General features: G+C 64.8%; 23 protein-coding genes and 1 pseudogene. 15 read left to right on the top strand and 9 right to left on the bottom strand.

What is annotated here, in order from left to right; all coding sequences use genetic code 11:
• A partial coding sequence (locus tag A9W95_RS02880; protein WP_067409133.1) for an alpha/beta fold hydrolase occupies window positions 1-725 on the bottom strand: 725 nt, incomplete at its 3' end.
• Between the two features lie 151 nt (window positions 726-876).
• Here A9W95_RS02880 and A9W95_RS02885 point away from each other — a divergent pair.
• The 6 genes from A9W95_RS02885 to A9W95_RS02910 all read left to right on the top strand — a co-directional run bounded on the left by A9W95_RS02885 (window position 877) and on the right by A9W95_RS02910 (window position 5,555).
• The gene (locus A9W95_RS02885) at window positions 877-1,308 is read left to right on the top strand and encodes a DUF4189 domain-containing protein (protein ID WP_067409134.1); all 432 of its coding nucleotides are present in this window, start codon (window positions 877-879) and stop codon (window positions 1,306-1,308) included.
• Between the two features lie 80 nt (window positions 1,309-1,388).
• On the top strand, window positions 1,389-1,760 hold the full coding sequence (locus A9W95_RS02890; protein WP_067409135.1) for a carboxymuconolactone decarboxylase family protein: 372 nt from the start codon (window positions 1,389-1,391) through the stop codon (window positions 1,758-1,760).
• A 266-nt stretch (window positions 1,761-2,026) separates the two neighbouring features.
• Window positions 2,027-3,109: an amidohydrolase family protein gene (locus tag A9W95_RS02895; RefSeq protein ID WP_067409152.1), complete on the top strand. Its 1,083-nt coding sequence runs from the start codon at window positions 2,027-2,029 to the stop codon at window positions 3,107-3,109.
• A 22-nt stretch (window positions 3,110-3,131) separates the two neighbouring features.
• Window positions 3,132-4,277 carry an amidohydrolase family protein gene (locus A9W95_RS02900; RefSeq protein ID WP_067409136.1) on the top strand — a complete coding sequence of 382 codons (1,146 nt, stop codon included), beginning with the start codon at window positions 3,132-3,134 and terminating at the stop codon, window positions 4,275-4,277.
• A gap of 1 nt (window position 4,278) precedes the next feature.
• Window positions 4,279-4,671 carry a Rieske 2Fe-2S domain-containing protein gene (locus A9W95_RS02905; protein ID WP_067409137.1) on the top strand — a complete coding sequence of 131 codons (393 nt, stop codon included), beginning with the start codon at window positions 4,279-4,281 and terminating at the stop codon, window positions 4,669-4,671.
• A gap of 17 nt (window positions 4,672-4,688) precedes the next feature.
• A complete protein-coding gene (locus A9W95_RS02910) occupies window positions 4,689-5,555 on the top strand; it encodes an alpha/beta fold hydrolase (RefSeq protein WP_067409138.1) in 867 nt (288 codons plus the stop codon).
• 5 nt (window positions 5,556-5,560) lie between these two features.
• Here A9W95_RS02910 and A9W95_RS02915 read toward each other — a convergent pair whose 3' ends face one another.
• Window positions 5,561-6,034 carry a hypothetical protein gene (locus A9W95_RS02915; RefSeq protein WP_067409139.1) on the bottom strand — a complete coding sequence of 158 codons (474 nt, stop codon included), beginning with the start codon at window positions 6,032-6,034 and terminating at the stop codon, window positions 5,561-5,563.
• A gap of 32 nt (window positions 6,035-6,066) precedes the next feature.
• On the opposite strand from A9W95_RS02915, the gene A9W95_RS02920 reads away from it, so the two are divergent.
• Genes A9W95_RS02920 through A9W95_RS02935 form a run of 4 tightly spaced genes read left to right on the top strand, consistent with a single transcriptional unit; the run spans window position 6,067 to window position 9,401 of the window.
• A complete protein-coding gene (locus A9W95_RS02920; protein WP_067409140.1) occupies window positions 6,067-7,353 on the top strand; it encodes an NADH-ubiquinone oxidoreductase-F iron-sulfur binding region domain-containing protein in 1,287 nt (428 codons plus the stop codon).
• Window positions 7,354-7,360: 7 nt separating this feature from the next.
• Entirely contained in the window at window positions 7,361-7,657 is a 297-nt protein-coding gene (locus tag A9W95_RS02925; RefSeq protein ID WP_067409141.1) for a ferredoxin, read from the top strand.
• Window positions 7,639-8,439 carry an SDR family NAD(P)-dependent oxidoreductase gene (locus A9W95_RS02930; RefSeq protein WP_253851541.1) on the top strand — a complete coding sequence of 267 codons (801 nt, stop codon included), beginning with the start codon at window positions 7,639-7,641 and terminating at the stop codon, window positions 8,437-8,439. Before A9W95_RS02925 ends, A9W95_RS02930 begins: the two co-directional genes overlap by 19 nt.
• On the top strand, window positions 8,427-9,401 hold the full coding sequence (locus tag A9W95_RS02935; protein WP_172826537.1) for a phosphotransferase family protein: 975 nt from the start codon (window positions 8,427-8,429) through the stop codon (window positions 9,399-9,401). The genes A9W95_RS02930 and A9W95_RS02935 overlap by 13 nt, the downstream gene beginning before the upstream one ends.
• Here the strand turns inward: A9W95_RS02935 and A9W95_RS02940 are convergent.
• Window positions 9,398-10,693, bottom strand: a complete 1,296-nt coding sequence (locus tag A9W95_RS02940) for an acyl-CoA dehydrogenase family protein (RefSeq protein ID WP_067409142.1) — start codon at window positions 10,691-10,693, stop codon at window positions 9,398-9,400. The genes A9W95_RS02935 and A9W95_RS02940 overlap by 4 nt on opposite strands.
• 112 nt (window positions 10,694-10,805) lie before the next feature.
• Complete coding sequence (locus A9W95_RS02945; RefSeq protein ID WP_371328016.1) at window positions 10,806-11,588, bottom strand: enoyl-CoA hydratase/isomerase family protein; 783 nt, start codon at window positions 11,586-11,588, stop codon at window positions 10,806-10,808.
• A gap of 92 nt (window positions 11,589-11,680) precedes the next feature.
• Between A9W95_RS02945 and A9W95_RS02950 the strand changes: the two genes are divergently transcribed.
• The 5 genes from A9W95_RS02950 (at window position 11,681) to A9W95_RS02970 (ending at window position 16,537) form a co-directional block, all read left to right on the top strand.
• The gene (locus A9W95_RS02950; RefSeq protein ID WP_067409143.1) at window positions 11,681-13,336 is read left to right on the top strand and encodes an OB-fold domain-containing protein; all 1,656 of its coding nucleotides are present in this window, start codon (window positions 11,681-11,683) and stop codon (window positions 13,334-13,336) included.
• The gene (locus A9W95_RS02955; protein ID WP_067409144.1) at window positions 13,333-14,226 is read left to right on the top strand and encodes an alpha/beta fold hydrolase; all 894 of its coding nucleotides are present in this window, start codon (window positions 13,333-13,335) and stop codon (window positions 14,224-14,226) included. Before A9W95_RS02950 ends, A9W95_RS02955 begins: the two co-directional genes overlap by 4 nt.
• Window positions 14,226-15,041 carry an NAD(P)-dependent oxidoreductase gene (locus A9W95_RS02960; protein WP_067409145.1) on the top strand — a complete coding sequence of 272 codons (816 nt, stop codon included), beginning with the start codon at window positions 14,226-14,228 and terminating at the stop codon, window positions 15,039-15,041. The genes A9W95_RS02955 and A9W95_RS02960 overlap by 1 nt, the downstream gene beginning before the upstream one ends.
• A 102-nt stretch (window positions 15,042-15,143) precedes the next feature.
• The gene (locus A9W95_RS02965; RefSeq protein WP_067409146.1) at window positions 15,144-16,349 is read left to right on the top strand and encodes a cytochrome P450; all 1,206 of its coding nucleotides are present in this window, start codon (window positions 15,144-15,146) and stop codon (window positions 16,347-16,349) included.
• Window positions 16,346-16,537 (top strand): ferredoxin, encoded by a 192-nt coding sequence (locus A9W95_RS02970; protein WP_067409147.1) that lies wholly within the window; start codon window positions 16,346-16,348, stop codon window positions 16,535-16,537. Before A9W95_RS02965 ends, A9W95_RS02970 begins: the two co-directional genes overlap by 4 nt.
• A gap of 3 nt (window positions 16,538-16,540) precedes the next feature.
• Here A9W95_RS02970 and A9W95_RS02975 read toward each other — a convergent pair whose 3' ends face one another.
• The 5 genes and pseudogenes from A9W95_RS02975 to A9W95_RS02995 form a co-directional block, all read right to left on the bottom strand.
• A complete protein-coding gene (locus A9W95_RS02975) occupies window positions 16,541-16,729 on the bottom strand; it encodes a ferredoxin (protein ID WP_067409148.1) in 189 nt (62 codons plus the stop codon).
• A complete protein-coding gene (locus A9W95_RS02980) occupies window positions 16,726-18,000 on the bottom strand; it encodes a cytochrome P450 (RefSeq protein ID WP_067409149.1) in 1,275 nt (424 codons plus the stop codon). The genes A9W95_RS02975 and A9W95_RS02980 overlap by 4 nt, the downstream gene beginning before the upstream one ends.
• A gap of 86 nt (window positions 18,001-18,086) precedes the next feature.
• A complete protein-coding gene (locus A9W95_RS02985) occupies window positions 18,087-18,602 on the bottom strand; it encodes a hypothetical protein (RefSeq protein ID WP_067409150.1) in 516 nt (171 codons plus the stop codon).
• Complete coding sequence (locus tag A9W95_RS02990; RefSeq protein WP_067409151.1) at window positions 18,599-19,204, bottom strand: TetR/AcrR family transcriptional regulator; 606 nt, start codon at window positions 19,202-19,204, stop codon at window positions 18,599-18,601. The genes A9W95_RS02985 and A9W95_RS02990 overlap by 4 nt, the downstream gene beginning before the upstream one ends.
• A gap of 96 nt (window positions 19,205-19,300) precedes the next feature.
• A pseudogene (locus tag A9W95_RS02995) lies at window positions 19,301-19,562 on the bottom strand (acetyl-CoA C-acetyltransferase); the annotation flags it as partial.

A 19,562-nucleotide genomic window follows, 5' to 3' on the forward strand; every position in this document is an offset into this window, starting at 1 on the left:
GCCAGGATGGTCGCCAGCCGGCGTGGCTCGCTGTACATGAGGTCATGGCAGGTGTCCAGGACGACCAGCGTGTCGACGCCGCCGAGTGAGGAGATGCAGCGTTGTTGTTGCGCCGGCGACAACGCCCGGTCTCGCAGGGTCATGATCCACGTCCGCGGAACTTCGGCGGGCAGATCGCAACGGTCGACACGCTCGATGATCACCCCGACGCTCTCCGGATAGAGCCGCGAGCGCGCCAAGCGGCGCCGATCGGCCGGCATGGCATTCCAGAACGCCCAGCGGGCCGCACTTCTGGGCATCGTGACGGCTCTGCCGGCTCTGTCCAGTCGTTGTATCCACGGTCCGGCACGTGCCAACGGCGCAAGTGGCCCGCTGAGGGTTTCCACGATCGACGTTCCCTGCGGCGGGATGAACGCCGCCGCGAGGATCATCTCCCGCACCCTGTCAGCGCCCAACCGACCCACCACGCCGGGCACGATCACACCCCCCATCGAATGCCCGACGATGACGACGTCACCGAACGACGCCTTGTCTATCTCCGCGACCACCGAGTCGACCCACTGCGCGATCGTCTTCCCTGGCGCCGGGTTGCTGGCCCGGCCCGGCAGATCCACCGCCAATACGCGCAATCTTGGCTCGCACGTAGACAATTCGTCGATCACCAAGTCCCAGCAGTCGCCGGCGTGCGCGCCGCCGTGCACCAAGACGAGATCGGGCAGTTTCACCGACGGCCCTCTCCTGACCGCTGCCCGCCGAGACCTCGGCGAGCAGTATCGACGAACGAAGTGCCGGTATTGTAGAGGTAACACGTTTCGTGCTTGTAAAGATGTGCTCACGCCTTCCTAAGTCGTCGCTACCGAGAGAGGAGTCATTGGAATGACGGCACGACAACGACGTCGCGTCGCCTTGACCACCGCGGGTGTGGTTGCCGCCGTTGGCATGGCCTTCGCGCCCCATCCGGTTCACCCCCCGGCGCAGGCGGTGACCACTGCGACGAGCAACATGCCCGTTCAGGCGCCCACTAACTTGCCGCCACTGCTCACCCACTACGGGGCGATCGCCTACAGCCATGACGGGGCCTTCGGCATGGCGCGGCGCCATAAGTCGAAGTTAGGGGCGCAGCAACAAGCGATGGAGCGGTGTGGGGGCGGCACCTGCACGGTGGTCACCACTTTCACCAAATGCGGCGCGGTCGCCCACGACGGCGCCACCTACCACGGCGGGGTCGGCCTGTCGCGCACCGCAGCCGAGACGCACGCCATGTCCCACCTCGGCGGCGGGCAGATCGTCCTCTCGGTGTGCAACTAGGCACTGTCGCCTCGAGTCGTAGCCGACACCGTATCTCGGCGAGGTCATAGGCTGCTGGCTAGCCGCGAAGGAGGCCGGGATTGGACAACGAAACATACCAACGAGGCAGGCAGATCCGCTCCGAAGTGCTGGGCAAGGCCTACGTCGACAAAGCACTCGCCGAGGCCGATGACTTCACCGGACCGCTGCAGGACCTCGTCACCGAGTACTGCTGGGGAGCGGTGTGGGGGCGCGACGGCTTGAATCGCAAGACCCGCAGCATGCTGAACCTGGCGATGACGTCGGTGCTCAACCGGCCACACGAACTGCGCACGCACATCAGGGCCGCGTTGACCAACGGCGTCACACGCGAGGAGATCCGTGAGGTCTTCCTTCAGGTCGCCATCTACGCCGGCATTCCGGCCGCGGTCGACAGCTTTCGCGCCGCCGGTGAGGTATTCGCCGAACAGTGAGCGCGTCGCCCCGACGCCGACTGTGGGGCCTAGGTACGAAATGCGCCGCGATCCGCTACTTAACCCCACACTCAGCGCGTGTTACAACGATTAGGGAGAATGTTATTATCCGGAAGCAAGAACAACACTTGCAACAGCCCTAGAAAGCCGCCGTAACCAGTACAGATGACTAACCGACGTGCTTACCGAACAACCATTGATGGATGGCCCGGCGAAATGTTAGGTTGTCTATTATCTTGCCCCGTCGCGGTCAGGGGGTGGCCCTCGTGATCGAACACGCCGATGGGGTCCGCACGCCGGTTATCGACGCCAGCGTCCACATCTTCTTCCCGTCCAACAAGGACCTGCGCAGCTTCCTGCGCGAGCCGTTCAAGAGCCGCGGGTTCCCCGACTACGAGATGGACTGGTACGGCGCGCCAGGCGGTGAATACGCGCCTAACACCACCGGTCCCGACCGTCAGTATCCGGGATCCGATCCGGAATACGTTGCCGAGGAACTCTTTTCCAAGCGTGGAGTCGACGTGGCGGTGCTGCATCCGATGGCGCGGGGCATCATGCCCGACCGGCACCTCGGCAGCGCCCTGCATGCCGCCCACAACGAGATGATGGTCTCGCGCTGGCTGGAAACCGACGACCGGTTCCGCGGCACAATTCGGATCAACCCCGACGACATCACCGGCGCCCTGCGGGAGATCGACAAATGGCGCGACCATCCGCGAGTGGTCCAGATCGGTGTTCCACTGCAGTCGCGCGAGCTCTACGGGAAACCGCAATTCTGGCCGCTCTGGGAGGCCGCAGTCGAGGCCAACTTGCCGGTGGCCGCCCACATCGAGGTCGGTTCCGGGATCGCGTTCCCGCCGACCCCGAACGGCAATACCCGCACCTATGAGCAGTACGTGAGCTTCATGGCGTTGAACTACGTGTATCACCTGATGAACATGATCGCCGAAGGCGTCTTCGAGCGATTCGACGGCTTGAAGTTCGTGTGGGCCGACGGCGCCGCGGATTTCGTGACGCCGTTCATCTGGCGGATGGACACCTTCGGCCGCCCGCACCTAGAACAGACGCCCTGGGCGCCGCGCATCCCCAGCGACTACCTGCCCGGGCACGTGTATTTCGTACAGGGCAGCCTGGACGGACCCGGCGACACCGACTTCGCCGGTGAATGGTTCAGCTTCACCGGCAAGGACGACATGGTGATGTTCGGATCCAGCTACCCGCACTGGCAGTGCGGTGATGTCAGCAAATTGCCTTCGGCGCTCTCCGACGAGCAGCGCGAGAAGCTGTGCTGGCGCAACGCCGCCCAGTTGTACGGCATAGACATCGCCGTCGACTCGGGCGCACAGTAGAACAAAGGCTGAGGAGGTCGAAATGACGCTGACCCACATCCAGGAACGTGTCACGCCCACCGAGCGCATCGCGGTGCGGTGCGTCGACTCGGATGTCCACCCCGTGCCCAAGCGCGGCGAGATCATCCAGTACATCCCGGAGCCGTGGCGCAGCAAGTACTTCCTCACCCGCAACGTGGGGGAGCAGATCTATTACGACGCACCGGATTACGCGCACGCCTACGCGATGCGGGTGGACACTTTCCCGCCAGACGGTGAGTTCCCCGGCAGCGACCCCGACATGGCGTTCCGTCAGCTGATCATGGAGGCCGGCTCGGACATCGCAATCCTGGAGCCGGCCGCCTACCCGGCTCGTATTCCGGAGGCCCAGCACGCCATGTCGGTCGCCTTGAACGACTGGCAGGCCAATCACTGGCTGGATAGCCACAACAACTGGCATCAGCGCTGGCGCGGTTCGATCTGCGTCGCCATCGAGGATCCGGAAGCGACCGTGCGCGAGATCGAGCGCTGGGCCGGCCACCCTTATATGGCGCAGATCTTGATCAAGGCCGAGCCGCGGCCGTCATGGGGCCACCCGAAATACGATCCGATCTGGGCGGCGGCCACCAAGCACGACATCACGGTGAGCTGCCACCTGTCCCGCAGCCAGTTCGACGAGTTGCCGATACCACCGGTCGGGTTCCCCAGCTACAACCACGACTTCATGGTCACCTACTCGCTGCTGGCCGCTAACCAGGTGATGAGCCTGGTGTTCGATGGAGTCTTCGACCGGTTCCCGACGCTGCGGATCGTCTTCGTCGAGCACGCGTTCACCTGGATCCTGCCGTTGATGTGGCGCATGGACGCGATTTACGAAGCCCGCAAGTCCTGGGTGGACATCAAGCGCAAGCCGTCGGAGTACGTGAAGGACCACATCAAATTCACCACGCAACCCCTCGACTATCCCGAGGACAAGACCGAGTTGAGCCGCGCTTTCGAGTGGATGGAGTGCGAGAAGATCTTGCTGTACTCCTCGGATTACCCGCACTGGACTTTCGACGATCCCAGGTGGCTGGTCAAGCATCTCCCCAAGGCCGCGCGGGAAGCGGTGATGTTCAGAAACGGCATCGCGACCTATCACCTGCCGGAAACCGTGCCGGTCCTCGAGGGCCAAACCCGGGTCCACTGAGTTGGCCGAACAGATCAAGCAGCCCCGCCTCGCTCAGGGCCGCGAGCATGTCGTTGCCACCGTCGACGAAATTCCGCCGGGTACCCACAAGTTGGTGCCGATCGGGCGCCACGGCGTCGGTGTCTACAACGTCAACGGCACCTTCTACGCGATCGCGAATTATTGCCCGCACCAAGGCGGTCCGCTCTGCTCGGGACGCGCCCGTGGCCTGACCGTCGTCGACGAGAGCGCCGCCGGGGATGCCGTCATGGTGCGCGACCTGGAATACATCTACTGCCCGTGGCATCAATGGGGTTTCGAGTTGGCCACCGGAACCACCGCAGTAAAGCCGGAGTGGAGCATCCGCACCTATCCGGTCCGGGTGATCGGCAACGACGTGTTGGTGATGGCATGACGCAGCAAGGGAGTCGCGTGTCTTCGATCGAGATCAACGGCGGCAAGGTTGTCTACGAAATCCTCGGTGACAGCGGCGATCTCATCGCTCTGACGCCCGGTGGCCGATTCAGTAAGGACATCGACGGTTTGCGTCCGCTGGCCGAAGCTCTGGTTGACGGCGGGTATCGGGTGCTGTTGTGGGACCGGCCCAACTGCGGCGCCTCCGATGTGCAGTTCTACGGGCAAAGCGAATCGCATATGCGCGCCGAAACCCTGCACAAGTTGGTGACGGGCTTGGGGTTCGAGCGTTGCATCCTGGCCGGGGGATCTGGCGGCGCAAGGGATTCCATGCTCACCACCATGCTCTACCCGGAGATGGTCACCAAGCTGGTGGTGTGGAACATCGTCGGCGGTGTGTACGGCACCTTCGTGTTGGGCTCCTTTTACATCATTCCCAGCATTCTCGCGGTGCGCGGAACCGGAATGGACGGGGTGGTGAAAGTTCAGGAGTGGCGCGACCGCATCGAGGAGAACCCGGCCAACAAGCAGCGATTTCTTGACTTCGACAAGGAAGAATTCCTGAAGGTGATGATGCGGTGGCTCAATGCTTTCGTCTCCAAACCAGGACAGACGATTCCTGGCGTCGAGGACGAGATGTTCGATCGCATCAAGGTTCCCACGTTGATCATCCGCGGCGGTGAGAACGACCTCGATCACCCGAAACGCACGTCTTTGGAGGTCAGTTGTCTGATCAAGGGATCGAAGCTGATCGATCCCCCGTGGCCGGAAGACGCCTGGGAGCGGGCTTCGGAGGATCGCGCGGCGGGCCGGGTCAAACATTTCAACATGTTCGACACCTGGGTCCAGGCCGCACCGCCGATCCTGGAATTCCTGGCGTCGTAATGCCGTCAAATGGTGCGGATGTGGACCTCGCAATTGAGCGACGCCTCGAGCGCGGTGTGGATCCGGCTCTCCGGCACCCGATCCAGATCCACTTCGCGCAGCGTCACGTGGACGACGTCGTAGCCGTCTTCTCCGGCCTCGCGCACGATGTCACCGGTAATCCCGAAGCCGGAGAGCACCCCGTGCGCGTCATCGTCGGTCCCCCGGCTCACAAAGGTCACTACGCCGGCCACCGGAGCGGTGTTGAACGCCTTGGCGCACAGTTCGATCGCCCTCTTCTTGGCCGATTCGACGTCGACGCCGGCGATGAGCAGTTCGACGATGCGGCGGCCGGGTGGTCGGCGTTCGAGGTCGATGTCGACGACGTCGGCGTCGATTCGGTCGGTCAGGTCGCGCAGCGTGGTCATGCCCGCCCGCAATTGCTCGGCCACGAGCAGACCGGTCGGATCGACATCGACCCGCACCACCGCAGTGCGCATGCGGCAAGCCTAACGGCACGGCGGGCTGCGCGATGAAGACGGACGCCGCATTTCACACCGCTGTCGGGCCGGGCTGCACACCGCGGTTGCTGACCGCGGACGGTGACCGCGAAGACGGCGTGACGTATCGGGAGCGGGGCGGTTACCTGCCGTTGGTCGACCCCGACGGCTTACTGCGTGAGGTCGACGGCAGCGGATTGGCCGGTCGCGGGGGCGCCGCTTTTCCCCTCGCGGTGAAGTTACGCGCGGTGCGCGACAACGGACGAGCCGCGGGCGGCGCGGTGGTCGTCGCGAATGGCGAAGAGGGAGAACCGGCTTCGGTCAAAGACCGCTGGTTGCTGCGTCATCGGCCGCACTTGATCCTGGACGGGTTGCGACTTGCCGCGGCGATCGTTGCCGCGCAACGGGCCTACGTCTACGTGTCCGATCACGATTCGGCGCACAGCATCGAAGCCGCGTTGAACGAGGCCGAACTCGACACTCTGCACGTGCAGGTATGGACGGTCGAGGCGGGCTACGTGGCCGGTGAGGAGACCGCGGCCGTCCAGGCGATCAACGGCGGTCCGGCCAAACCGACCGACAAACCGCCGCGACCGTTCGAGGCCGGCGTTAGCGAGCTTCCCACCCTGGTCAGCAACGTCGAGACCCTGGCCAATCTGCCGTATCTACAGCGCCACGGCGCCGAGGCATTCCGCACGCAGGGCACTGTGGTGTCGCCGGGCACCTTCCTGGCAACCATCACCGGAGCCAACCGGTCACCGGTGCTCTACGAGCTGCCCTACGGTCTGCCCTTCACCGAGTTGCTTGCCCTGCACGGTGTTTCGGCCGAGCAACTGCGCGGTGTCCTGATCGGCGGCTACTTCGCCGGCCTGCTCAATCGCAGCGTGCTGGACACCCGACTGGACCATGAGACGATGCGCGGTATCGGCAGCGGGCTGGGTAACGGGGCAATCTCGTTGATCACCGACGACTGTCCCGTCGCGGTCGCGGCGGCGGTACTGGCCTATTTCGACCGCGAAAACGCCGGGCAATGCGGATCGTGTTTCAACGGCACCGCGGCCATGGCGGCTGCGGCGGGGGCGCTGCGGGATTTCGTCGCGACCGGGGAAGATGTCGATCGACTGCGCCGCTGGTCGGTGGTCCTACGCGGGCGAGGGGCGTGCCAAACGTTAGATGCCGCCACCAATATCGCGGCAACTCTGCTCGGCCAGTTCCCGGATGAGGTGACGCGCCATCTCGCCGGCACGTGCGCGGAGTGTAGCCAGGGCGCGTTCCGCGCGGACCGTCCCTATGAAGCTATGGAATTGATGAGGCGGTGAGGTTTCGGTGAAGATTCGTCTCGACCGCACGATTTGCGACGGCTTCGGCCTGTGTGCAAAGCATGCCCCACAATACTTTTCGCTCGATGACTGGGGATATGCGTCCCTGATCGGCGACGGCAGTGTGCCGGAGCGCGACCACGATCCGGTCATGCGGGCGCTGCTGGACTGCCCGGTGCATGCCATCACCGAGGTCGGCGAGCGCAAGGCCAGCGTCCCGCACCCCGAACTGCACGACGAAGAGGACCCCGCCGAGCACCTCAAGACGGATTCGAACGAAGCACAGTGGGGTTTCACCCGTTGACCAAGCGGTGTGACGGGCTGACCGCGTTGGTGACCGGCACCAGCAGGGGTTTGGGCAAGGCCATAGCCCGACGATTGGCCGGCGAGGGCGCCACGGTTGCGCTTACCGCCCGGACGATGGAGCCAGACCCGAAATATCAGGGCTCCCTGCGAGAAACGTTGCAAGAAATCACCTCTGCCGACGGCTCGGCCATTGCCATCCCGGCCGACCTGTCGAAAGCCGAAGAACGAGAACGCCTTTTCGCCGAAGTCGTCGAGCGGATCGGTGCGCCGGACATCGTGGTCAACAATGCGGCCGTCACCTTTTTGCGTCCCCTCGACCAGTTTCCGGACCGGCGGGTGCGGTTGATGATGGAGATGCACGTGCTTGCGCCGCTGCACCTGACCCAGTTGGCCATTCCCGCCATGCGTGAGCGTCGCCGCGGGTGGGTGCTCAACGTGACGTCGGTCGGCGGGGACCTGCCGGACGGCCCGCCGTTTGCCGAGTTCGACCGCAGCGCGGGCTTCGGTATCTACGGCACGGTGAAAGCGGCGCTCAACCGCATGACGAAAAGCCTCGCCGCCGAACTCTACGACGACGGAATCGCGGTCAACGCGGCCGCGCCGAGTAACCCGGTCGCGACGCCTGGCGCGGGCACCCTCGACCTGGCCAAGACCGACACCGAGGACATCGAACTGATCACCCAGACTGCATTGGAACTGTGCACCGGTGACCCGAAGTCGCTGACCGGCCGCATCGCTCACACGCAACCGTTCCTGCGCGAGATCGGATGGTTGACCTGACCGACCTACACCTCGATCGGCTGGTCAGCCGGCTTGCCCGGTTGGGCATCGAGGGTGTTCGTCCGTTGACCGGTGGCGCGTCGAGCCTCACCTATATCGGCCAGGCACCGGGGCAACGTCTGGTGGTCAAGGTGGCCCCCGCCGGACTGCCCGCCACCGGGCATCGCGACGTGTTGCGGCAGTGCCGCGTCATCAAGGCCCTTGCGCCGACGGCGGTGCCGGTTCCGAACGTGGTATGGGAAGACGCCGGTCACCCGCCGCAGGAGCCGCCGCTGTTCGTGATGTCTTGGGTTGACGGCAGTTCCTTCGAGCCGTTGTTCGACTCCGACGCCGATGTGAGCGATCCGGTTGTGGCCGAACGTTTCTCGGCCGCCGCAACCACATTGGCTGCGTTGCACCGGATCGAGCCGGCCAGCGTCGGGCTGGGAGCCGAGCCGGTGATCGACGCGTCGGCGGAGGTACAGCGCTGGTGTGCAACGTTGGACACGGTGGACCAAACGCTGGTGCCCAGATGGCAGCAGGTTGCCACCGCCTTGACAAGTCGGCTGCCCACGCCGGTGCCGGCGGCCATCGTCCACGGCGATTTCCGGCTCGGCAATCTGCTGGCCGTCGACGGTCGAATCAGCGGCGTAATCGATTGGGAGATCTGGTCGGTGGGTGACCCGCGGGTGGACGTGGGTTGGTTTCTGATCAACAGTGATCCGCGGACGTACCGGCGCGCCACCCGGTACGCGGGCCGGACGCCCAGCACCGACGAATTGGCCGCCACCTATTCGGCGGCGTTGGGTCATTCGACGCGCGACCTCGACTGGTTCCAGGCGTTGACCTGTTTCAAGTCGGTGGCTACCTGGTCACTGATCGTGAAGTACAACCGTCGCCGCGCCCGCCCCGATCCTGACCTGGAAGCGATGTCGGGGGTGCTGGTGCATCTGCTGTCCCGCGCCCGGCAGTTGCTGGCCTAAGCGCGCGGTATGCCCGCCAGTTGGGCGGCGTACTTCCTCTCCGCGGCCTCGCGCAGCCGCAGCCAGTGCTCGGAGGGGAACAGGTCCGGGGCCGGCTTGTAGTTCTTCAGCAGCAGTCGAGCCAGAACGGTCTTGTGCACTTCGGTGGGCCCGTCGGCCAAGCCCAACACGAACGACTCCACCAAATGCTGCACGAAAGGCATTTCGTGCGTGGTGCCCAGCGATCCGTGTATCTGCAAGGCACGCGCCGAGACGTCGTGCAAGACCTTCTGCATCATCGCCTTGACCGCCGAGATGTCGGCGCGGACCGCCTTGTAATCGTTGTGCTGGTCGATCTTCCACGCCGTCTGCAGAGTCAGCAGCCGAAACGCCTCGATTTCCATCCACGAGTCGGCGACCATCTCTTGGACGAGTTGTTTGTCAGCGAGCAGTGAGCCTTGGGTGTGCCGCGAAACCGCGCGCTCACACAACATGTCGAAGATGCGGCGGACCAGGCCGACCGTGCGCATCGCGTGGTGGATGCGCCCGCCGCCCAGCCTGGTTTGCGCGACCACGAAAGCGCCGCCGCGCGGGCCGAGCATGTGATCGGCGGGGACCCGCACGTTCTCGTAGCGCACATAGCCCTCCCGCCCCCCGCCTACAGGTTGATAACCCAGCCCGACGTCACGCAGGACGTTGATACCCGGTGTATCGCCCGGAACGACGAACATGGAATGCCGTTCATACGGCGGGGCTTCCGGGTCGGTCACGGCCATCACGATCAAAAACGACGCCATCGAGGCGAACGAGGAGAACCACTTCTCGCCGTTGATGACCCAGTGGTCGCCGTCTTGCACGGCGCTGGTGGTGAACACCTTAGGGTCGGCACCACCTTGTGGCTCGGTCATCGAGAAGCAGGACACGATCCGGTTGTCGAGCAGCGGTTCGAGATAGCGCTTCTTGAGTTCCGGTGTGCCGTAGTGGGCGAGGATCTCACTGTTTCCCGAATCGGGTGCGTGCGAACCGAATACGATCGGGGCGCATTCGGAGCGGCCCAGGATTTCGTTGAGCAAGGCCAGTTTCAGCTGCCCATACCCGGGCCCGCCCAGATGGCGGCCCAGATGAGTGGCCCACAATCCACGGTCTTTGACGATTCGCTGCAACGGCGGAATCAGCGCCTGGCGCACCGGGTCGTTGAGGTCGTGGGATTCCTTGACCAACAGGTCGACCGGCTCACATTCCGAGCGCACGAATTCGTCGACCCACGCCAGTTGCGCCGCCCACTGCGGGTCGGTGGAGAAATCCCACGCCACAAGCTGTTCCTTTCGTGTTGTTACCCCGAGACTGCGCTGCCGGCATCGAGCCTGCGCACACTTCGTCCGCACGCGGCGCATCGACGCGCTGAGCGCAGTCTCGTCGCCCCGGTCATGAGGACCACTTCTGCCGCCGCGCGGCGGCCTCGTCAGTGGCGTGGGTGATCACCTGGTTGCGGTTCTCCAGTTCCAGCGCCGCGGCCAGCCCCGCCGCATCGGTATTGATCTGCAAGGCCCGCTTCGTCAGCTGCACTCCCAAAGGCGCTAAATCTGCGATGGCGGAGGCCATTTCGAGCGCCCGGTCGAGCAGTTCCTCCGCTTCCACCAGCTGACTCACCAGCCCTCGGTGGTCGGCCTCTTGCGCCGAAACGATGCGCCCGGTGAGCATCCAGTCCGCGGCCACGCTGGTCCCGACGATGCGCGGCAGGTGATAGCTCATGCCCATCTCCGCACCTGATAGCCCTAACAGGATGGCGGCGTTTCCGAACGTGGCAGCCGTGGAGCAAATACGGATATCCGCGGCGAGGCACAACGCCAAACCCGCACCGACGCAGGGCCCGTTGACCGCTGCGATCACCGGTTGCGGCAGGTTGCGGATGGCTTGCGGTATCGATGCCATCGCCTCTTGGAAGCGCATTCGATCAATCGCGGGGTCGGTCGCTTCCAACATGCCGGGGCCGAAATCCCGCACGTCTATACCGGAGCAGAAGCCACGGCCGGCGCCGGTGAGCACCACGGCGTTGACTCGGGCGTCGGCGGCCAGAGCGGCCAAGATCTCCTGGAACTCGGCCACCATCGCATGGTTGATGGCGTTCAACCGCTCGGGACGGTTGAGCTGGATGACCGATATGCCGGGGCGCGGCGTCTGGTGAACCAACGTCTCCGCCATGTTCATGCAAGCCCCTACCCGAGGGTGATAACGTAATTCTCTGAATCGCATAATGAGCCTACCAACTAGGTTTGTGGGCCAGATTGCGCGGAGGTGACGTGTCGGCTGCACCTGGACGTCCGCTGCCCCTACTCACCAGCGACAACGAGTTCTTCTGGACATCGGGCGCCGACAGCCAACTGCGGTTCCAGGAATGCCACGGCTGCCACGCGCTAATCCACCCGCCCGCACCGGTATGCCGGTACTGCCGGTCCCGCGACATCGGGGTGAGGGCGGTGTCGGGACAAGCGACGCTGACCGGGTTCACCGTGAACCATCGCTTCAGCGTGCCCGGAATGCCGGCACCGTACGTCGTCGCCCAGGTCGCCATCGTCGAGGATCCCCGGGTCAGGCTGACCACCAACATCGTGGAATCCGAGCCCGAGGAACTGCGAATCGGCCAACCCGTCGAAGTCGTCTTCGAGCATGTCGACGACGTGTGGTTACCGCTGTTTCGTCCCGCCGCCGACACCGAACCCGCTCCCCTGCCGACCGACGAGATCGCACCGGAACGCTTCGGCGAGTACGTCCGGCCCATGCTCACGACCGAGAAGTTCGAGGACAAGGTCGCGCTGACCGGAATCGGGATGTCGCCGATCGGCCGCCGGTTGATGCAGCCGCCGCTGTCGTTGACGGTGCAAGCATGCGAGGCCGCAATCGCCGACGCTGGTTTGACATTCGACGACATCGACGGCTTGTCCACCTATCCCGGTGGTGGAAATCTCGGCGGCTTTGGGGAAGGCGGGGTCACCGCGCTGGAAGCGGCGTTGGGCATTCGGCCGACGTGGCACAACGGCGGCATCGAAACATTCGGCCCCGGCGGATCGGTCATCGCGGCGATGCTCGCGATCGCCGGCGGTCTGGCGCGCCATGTGCTGTGCTTCCGCACACTGTGGGAAGCCACCTTCAACGAGTTGATGAAGCAGGGCAAGATCACGCCGTCCGGGGGCCGTACCGCCAGTTGGCAATTCCCGTTCGGTGCCACGTCGGCGGCCCACACGCTGGCGATCAACGCTCAACGCCACTTTCATCGCTACGGCACCACCAAGGAGACGTTGGGCTGGATCGCGTTGAACCAGCGAGCCAACGCCGAGCTGAATCCGACCGCTGTCTACCGGTCCCCGATGACCATGGAGGACTACCTGGACGCCCGCCCGATCACCACGCCCTTCGGGCTGTACGACTGCGACGTGCCGTGTGACGGAGCGATCGCCGTCGTCGTCTCCGCCGCGGACGCCGCTCGCGACCTGGCCAAGACGCCCGTCCTGGTGGAAGCCGTGGGCACCCAGATCATCGAGCGAATCGACTGGGACCAAAGCACTTTGACTCACGAACCGCAGGTGCTCGGGCAAGCCGCACACATGTGGACACGAACCTCGTTGCGGCCCAGCGACGTCGACGTTGCCGAACTCTACGACGGGTTCACCATGAACTGCCTGTCCTGGATCGAGGCGCTGGGATTCTGCGGCATCGGCGAAGCCAAAGAATTCCTCGACGGCGGCAAGAACATCGCCCGCGACGGCCAGTTGCCGCTCAACACCCATGGCGGTCAGCTCTCCCACGGCCGCACCCACGGCATGGGCCTTTTGCATGAGGCGGTCACCCAACTGCGTGGCGAGGCCGGCGCACGTCAGGTTACCGACGCCCGGGTGGGCGTGGTGAGCAGCGGCGGCTTGACGCCCAGCGGTGTGCTCCTGTTGCGAGCCGACGCATGAGCGGGCCGGCCGTTCGCCCGCGGGTGGTGATCGTCGACGGGGTTCCGATGTCGGCGCTGGTTGCCGAGGCACCAGAGGCCCGGGCAGTGATCGTCGCCTTGCACGGCGGTGGCACCGTCTCGAACTATTTCGACTGTCCCGGTCATCCGGAGTTGTCATTGCTGCGGCTGGGCGCGTCGGCGGGATTCACCGTCGTCGCTCTCGACCGGCCCGGCCACGGCAGCTCGGCGGCCTATGCCGAGGCGATGGACCGCCCGGAGCATCGCGTCGCGCTTGCGTTCGGCGCGGTGAACCGCATTCTCGACCAGCGACCACGCGGGGCCGGGCTGTTCCTGCTGGGGCATTCCGGCGGATGCGAGCTGGCACTGCGCATGGCGACCAGTTCGCACGCCGACGATCTATTGGGTCTCGAGCTGGGCGGCACCGGACGGCGTTATCACCCGGCGGCCAAGGAGGTCATGAACGCCGCCAGCCGAATGGACCGCCCGCCCGGAGTTCGCGAGTTGCTCTGGGAGCCAACGCACTTCTATCCGCCAGACGTGCTGCGCGGACTGACCCGCGCGGCGGGAGCCCCACCGTACGAGCGCGCGATGGCGCTGAACTGGCCGCACCAAGACTTTCCGGCTTTGGCGCCGCAAGTGCGGGTACCGGTGCGCTTCACCGTGGGTGAGCACGATCAAGTTTTCCGCGCGGATGCCACAGCGTTGGCGGAGATCGCCGAAATGTTCGCCGCCGCAGCTAGCTTCGCCAGCAACCTGCAACCGGAGGCTGGGCATAATCTCAGTCTCGGTTATAGCGCCGCTGACTACCACCGCAAGATCTGCGCCTTTGTCGACGCATGCGCGGCCGGCCGTTCCGCTGCCGACGATGTCGATCGCGAGGCAGGTTGATGCGAGTAGGGTTCATCGGGTTGGGCAGCCAAGGCGCGCCCATGGCACGTCGCATCCTCGACGCCGGCTATCCGATGACCTTGTGGGCACGCAGAGCCGAGACCTTGGGGCCGTTCACCGCCTCGGCGGCCGACCTTGCCGGTTCACCCGCCGAATTGGCAGCGGCCAGCGATGTGGTTTGCCTCTGCGTAGTCGGTGACGCCGACGTCGACGAAGTCACCACCGGCCAGCATGGCGTGCTGGCGGGAATCAAAGCAGGCGGCGTTATCGCGGTGCACAGTACGGTGCACCCCGCTACCTGCCGCGAGCTGGCCAACAAAGCCGCGGCGGTGGACGTTTCAGTGATCGACGCGCCGGTGAGCGGCGGCGGGCCGGCGGCCGCCGAAGGTCGCCTGCTGGTGATGGTGGGCGGCGACGCGCAGGCCGTCACCCGCTGCCGACCCATCTTCGGCACCTACTCGGACGCCGTGGTGCACATGGGGGAACTCGGCGCCGGGCTGACCACCAAGCTGCTCAACAATTTGATGTTCACCGCCAATCTGGGTGCGGCCGCCAGCACACTTGCCCTCGGTGAAGCCCTCGGTGTGACGCCCGACCAGCTCGGTGAAGTCGTGTCCCGAAGCAGCGGTAACAGCTTCGCCCTCAACGCGATCCGCGGGATCGGTGGACTAGATCGGTTGGCCGGCCATGCCGGTGCACTGTTGCAGAAGGATCTGCGGCTACTCGTCGATCTCGCCGCTGACGCGGCCGTCACCGGAGGTGCGGTGCTCGAGGCCGCCGACGCCGCCCTCGCCTTGATGGGACATAGCCGATGAAGCTCTGTTCGATGCGTCGTGAAACCGCTACCGTTACCGCTACAGTCAGGCTTTCCGTACGGCCGACTTCAGCCCTCAGCCCGTCGTCGAGGAGGATGCTCAATGACCGATACCAAGGTCGTCTTCGATCCGTTTTCGCAAGACTTCTTCAACGGAGCATGGGATACGTATCGGCGCATGCAGGAGGAGACGCCGGTCTACTACAGCGAGGAGTACGACTTCTACGCGCTGACCCGGCATGCGGATGTGGCCGCCGGACTGAAGAACTTCGAAACATATTCGTCGGCCTTCGGCATCGATCTGTCGATGGTGCGGTCCGGTAAACCACCCGAACAACGGGCCATCATCTTCATGGACCCGCCGGACCACCGGCACATGCGCAGCCTGCTCAACAAGGTCTTCACCCCACGGGCAATCCAGTCGCAGCGCGAGATGGTCATCGAGAAGATCGACAAGTACCTCAGTAAGGTAAACCCAGAGCGGTTCGACGTGGTGCAGGAGTTCTCCGCACCGTTCCCGGTCGAAGTCATCACCACCATGCTCGGCGTGCCCGAAAAGCACGCCCAGCAGGTGCGCCACTGGATCGACGAGTCGCTGCACCGCGAACCGGGGCAGGTCGAGCCGGGCGAAAAGGGCATGGAAGCCAACATCGCCACCGGGATGTTGTACTACGAACTGCTCCAGCAGCGTCGAGCCGAGCCCAGCGACGATTTGTTCACCAAGCTGATCGAAGCCGAAATCGAACGCGAGGACGGCCAGAAGACCAAACTCGACGACATCGAAATCGCAGGTTTCGCAACGCTATTGGGCGGCGCCGGTGCGGAGACGGTGACCAAGCTGGTCGGTAATGCGCCGGTGGTGTTCGCGCGCTTTCCCGAACAATGGCAGAAGCTGCTCGACGATCGCAGCAAGATTCCGGCTGCGGTCGAAGAACTCCTGCGCTATGAGGCGCCGTCGCAGTACCAGGTTCGCTGTTCCACCAGGGATGTGGAGCTGCACGGGGTGACCATCCCGGCCGGCAAGCCGGTGTTCTTGATCAACGGTGCGGCCAACCGCGACCCCGAAGCTTGGACCAATCCCGACGAGTTCGACATCGACCGCGACCGGCATGAAGCGCTGAATCTGAGCTTCGGCTACGGGATTCACAGTTGCCTGGGCGCGGCACTGGCCCGCATGGAAAGCGTGATCGCCCTGGAAAAACTGCTCGACTTCATGCCACGCTATGAGGTGGACTGGTCCGGTTGTAATCGTGTCCAAATGCAGAACGTCGCGGGTTGGAAGAACGTACCGGTGAGGGTATTGCGATGAAAGTCGATGTGGACTGGGACCTCTGCGAAAGCAACGGCGTATGCATGGGCATCGCCCCCGAAGTGTTCGAGCTCGGTGACGACGACATGCTGACCGTCTTACAACCAGACGTGGCTCCCGAAAACGAGGACCTGGTGCGCGATGCGGTGCGTCAGTGCCCCCGGCAGGCCATCTTCATCACCGAATAACGGTCAGCGTTCCCGGATCGCCTGTTCCGGACAGCATTCGATGGCTTCCCGAGCCGCAGACTCGAATTCGGTTGGCACGTCGGAGGGTAGCGCCTCGGCGTAGCCGTCGTCGGTCAGGCTGAAGACCTCCGGGCACAACGTCAGGCACATGCCATGCCCGCGGCAGCACTGGTCGTCGACCCACACCTTCATGCCGGCGCGAATTCCAGGTGCAGCTCGGTCAGCCCGCGCAGGATGTAAGTCGGAACGTATTGGTAGCGGCGGTCGTTCGCCGGGCCGTGAACGCTTTCGTTGATCCTGATCTCCGAGGTTCGGTCGAGCATTCGCTCGATCGCGACGCGGGTTTCGGCGCGCGCCAGCGGCGCGCCGGGGCAGCTGTGAATGCCGCGCCCGAACGAGATGTGCTGGCGTGCGTTCTTGCGGGCCGGGTCGAATGTGGCGGGTTCTTCGAATCGGCGCGGATCGCGGTTCGCGGCGGCCTGCACCACCATCACGGTGCTGCCCGCCGGCAGGTCGACGCCACCGACGTTGACGGGGACCCGGTTCATCCGGAAGTCGCCCTTGACCGGGCTCTCGATGCGCAGCGCCTCTTCGATGAAGTTGGGGATCAGGCTGCGGTCCTTGCGCAACTGCGCCTGGATGTCCGGGCGCTCGCCGAGCGTCTGCAGCGCGGCCCCGAGCAGCCGCACGGTGGTCTCCTGTCCCGCCGAGAAGACGTTGCTGGCCACCCGCGCCACGTCTTCGACGTCGGGAATCGAGCCGTCAGGGTAGGTGGCTGTCGCCAGGCCGGTCAGCACGTCGTCACGGGGCTCGCGGCGGCGGTCCCGCACATAGTCGGAGAACAGACCGTAGAGGAATTCCAGCGGGCTGTGCGCCAGCGCCTCCTTGCCGGTGCCACCGACGCCGCCACCCGAGTGCTGGCGGATGCCTTTGACGAACTTGTCGCGATCCTCCTCGGGCACGCCCAGCAGGTCGGCGATGACGAGCAGTGTGAAGGGTCCGGCGAATCCCTTGATGAATTCGCCGGAACCGGGCGCCAAGAAGTCGTCGAGCACTCGGTCGGCAAGCACCCACATGGCGTCCTCGTTCTCTTTGAGGCGCTTGGGCGTGATCAGCCGCATCAGCAGCGAGCGGTGGTTCGTATGTGTCGGCGGATCCAGGGTGGGCAGCTGATCACTGAACGGCAACTTGTCGCGATGCTGCTCGATCAACTCGGTGACGTCATCACCTTCGAGCGGCACCGGAAACCCGGGGAACGGGCCGGTCACCGAGACGCATGAGGAGAACGTCTCCGCGTCGTTCAGCACGCCGACGGCTTCTTCCCATCCGGTCACCATGGTGACGCCGTAGTGCGGTTCCTGGCTGACCGGGCACCGCTGGCGCAGAGCCTCGTAGTAGGGGTACGGGTTCTCGACGAGGCGGCCATCCCGGAAGAAGTCCATCTCGGCGAACTCGTTCACCATCCCAAGCTCCAATCTCAGCTGTGAGAATGCGCCTCTCACGAATGAGTATCAGATTTCCATAGCGGCTTGCCGCCGTCAACGCGTCCTCAAGCCGGCAACAGGTCGGCCGCCACGGAGGGGCAAGCCAGCAGGCCGCTGCGGAAGGGTTCGATCAGACCGACCGAACTCGCCGGACACCCGGCCGCGGCCAGCGCCTGGGCCTTGAACTTGTGCGCGGCCATGCTCAACCGGTGCTGCACCAGCCCGACGTTGTCGTCGAGTTCGGCCGGCCAAGTGGTGCCCCACAACGTAACTTCCGTGACGCCGTGATCCAGCGCCTGCAACACGCCACGACGCACCCGCGCATCGCAGCCGAACAGATCCGCCGCGGCCGCCAGCGCCTGCGGACGATGGCGCGTGTCCACGGTCGCCAAGGCGAAATCGAGGTCGAGCGTCTTCACCCCGAGGATGTGCAGCGCACGGTCATCGGGACGATTCGTCAGGTGGTCGGCGAGCAGCACGGTGACGTCCCAGCCCGCCATGGCGCGGTCGAACAACCAGCCACCGGCGAACTTGACCACGTCGACGACGCTGGACGCCACGACGTCGAGCCGGTATCTCATGTCGTCCTCTGCGGCGAAAAGTCGCGCGCCAGTGTCTCCGCGTACTCCTTGAACACTTCGGTCAGCGGTATCGAAGGATCGAGCAACCATGTCATTTCCATTCCGTGAATGAAGGCGAGAATCTCCACTGCCTTGAGGGCGGGGTCTATATCTGAGCGGTACCGACCGGCCGCCTGACCCCGGCGGATACCGTCGGCAACGATGTCGACGGCATCACGCTGCCGGGTGACCAGCCGGTCGTGCAGCGGAGCGTCGGGGGCGATGTTCTCCACCAGCAGCACCGTGAAGGTGCCCAGCAGTTCGGGCGCCCGCGTGAAGCGGTCGGCCACTTGAGCGATCTCACCGAGCAGGTCGCCACCGCGGTCGGAGTGGGCGTCGTCGTCACGGTCACGCGCGTCGAGCACCGCATGCAGCAGCTGCTCTTTGGATTCGAAGTGATGCAGCAGACCCGCCGGGGTGAGCCCGGCTTCCCTGGCGATCTGGGCGAGGGTGGTGGTGCGCCAGCCGTTGCGCGACAGCAGCCGCTGCGCCACCGCGAGAATGCGCTGCTTGCGGTCCTCGCCCTTGGCAAGAAGCGAATCGTAGGGCCGAACGTCAGGCAACCGGTTTCCTCGTCACATCATTGGGCCGAAACCAACCTAGTGAATACACAGTAGGTTGGTTGACCGGTCGTGGCAAGGGTGCTTTCGGCGCCCGCGTCAGACGACTAGTTCAACCAGGGTGGCGTTGGCCGTGCCGCCCCCCTCACACATGGTCTGCAGCCCGTAACGAATTCCCTTGTCGCGCATGTAATGGACCATGCGCGTCATCAGGACCGCTCCCGATGCGCCCAGCGGGTGACCGAGTGCGATGGCTCCGCCCAGCGGGTTGAGCCGACTGGCAACGGCTCCGGTTTCGGCCAGCCACGCCAGCGGTACCGGCGCGAAGGCTTCATTGACTTCAAAGACACCGATGTCGCGC

This window comes from Mycobacterium sp. 1423905.2 (genome assembly GCF_001673155.1).
Classification (GTDB): domain Bacteria; phylum Actinomycetota; class Actinomycetes; order Mycobacteriales; family Mycobacteriaceae; genus Mycobacterium.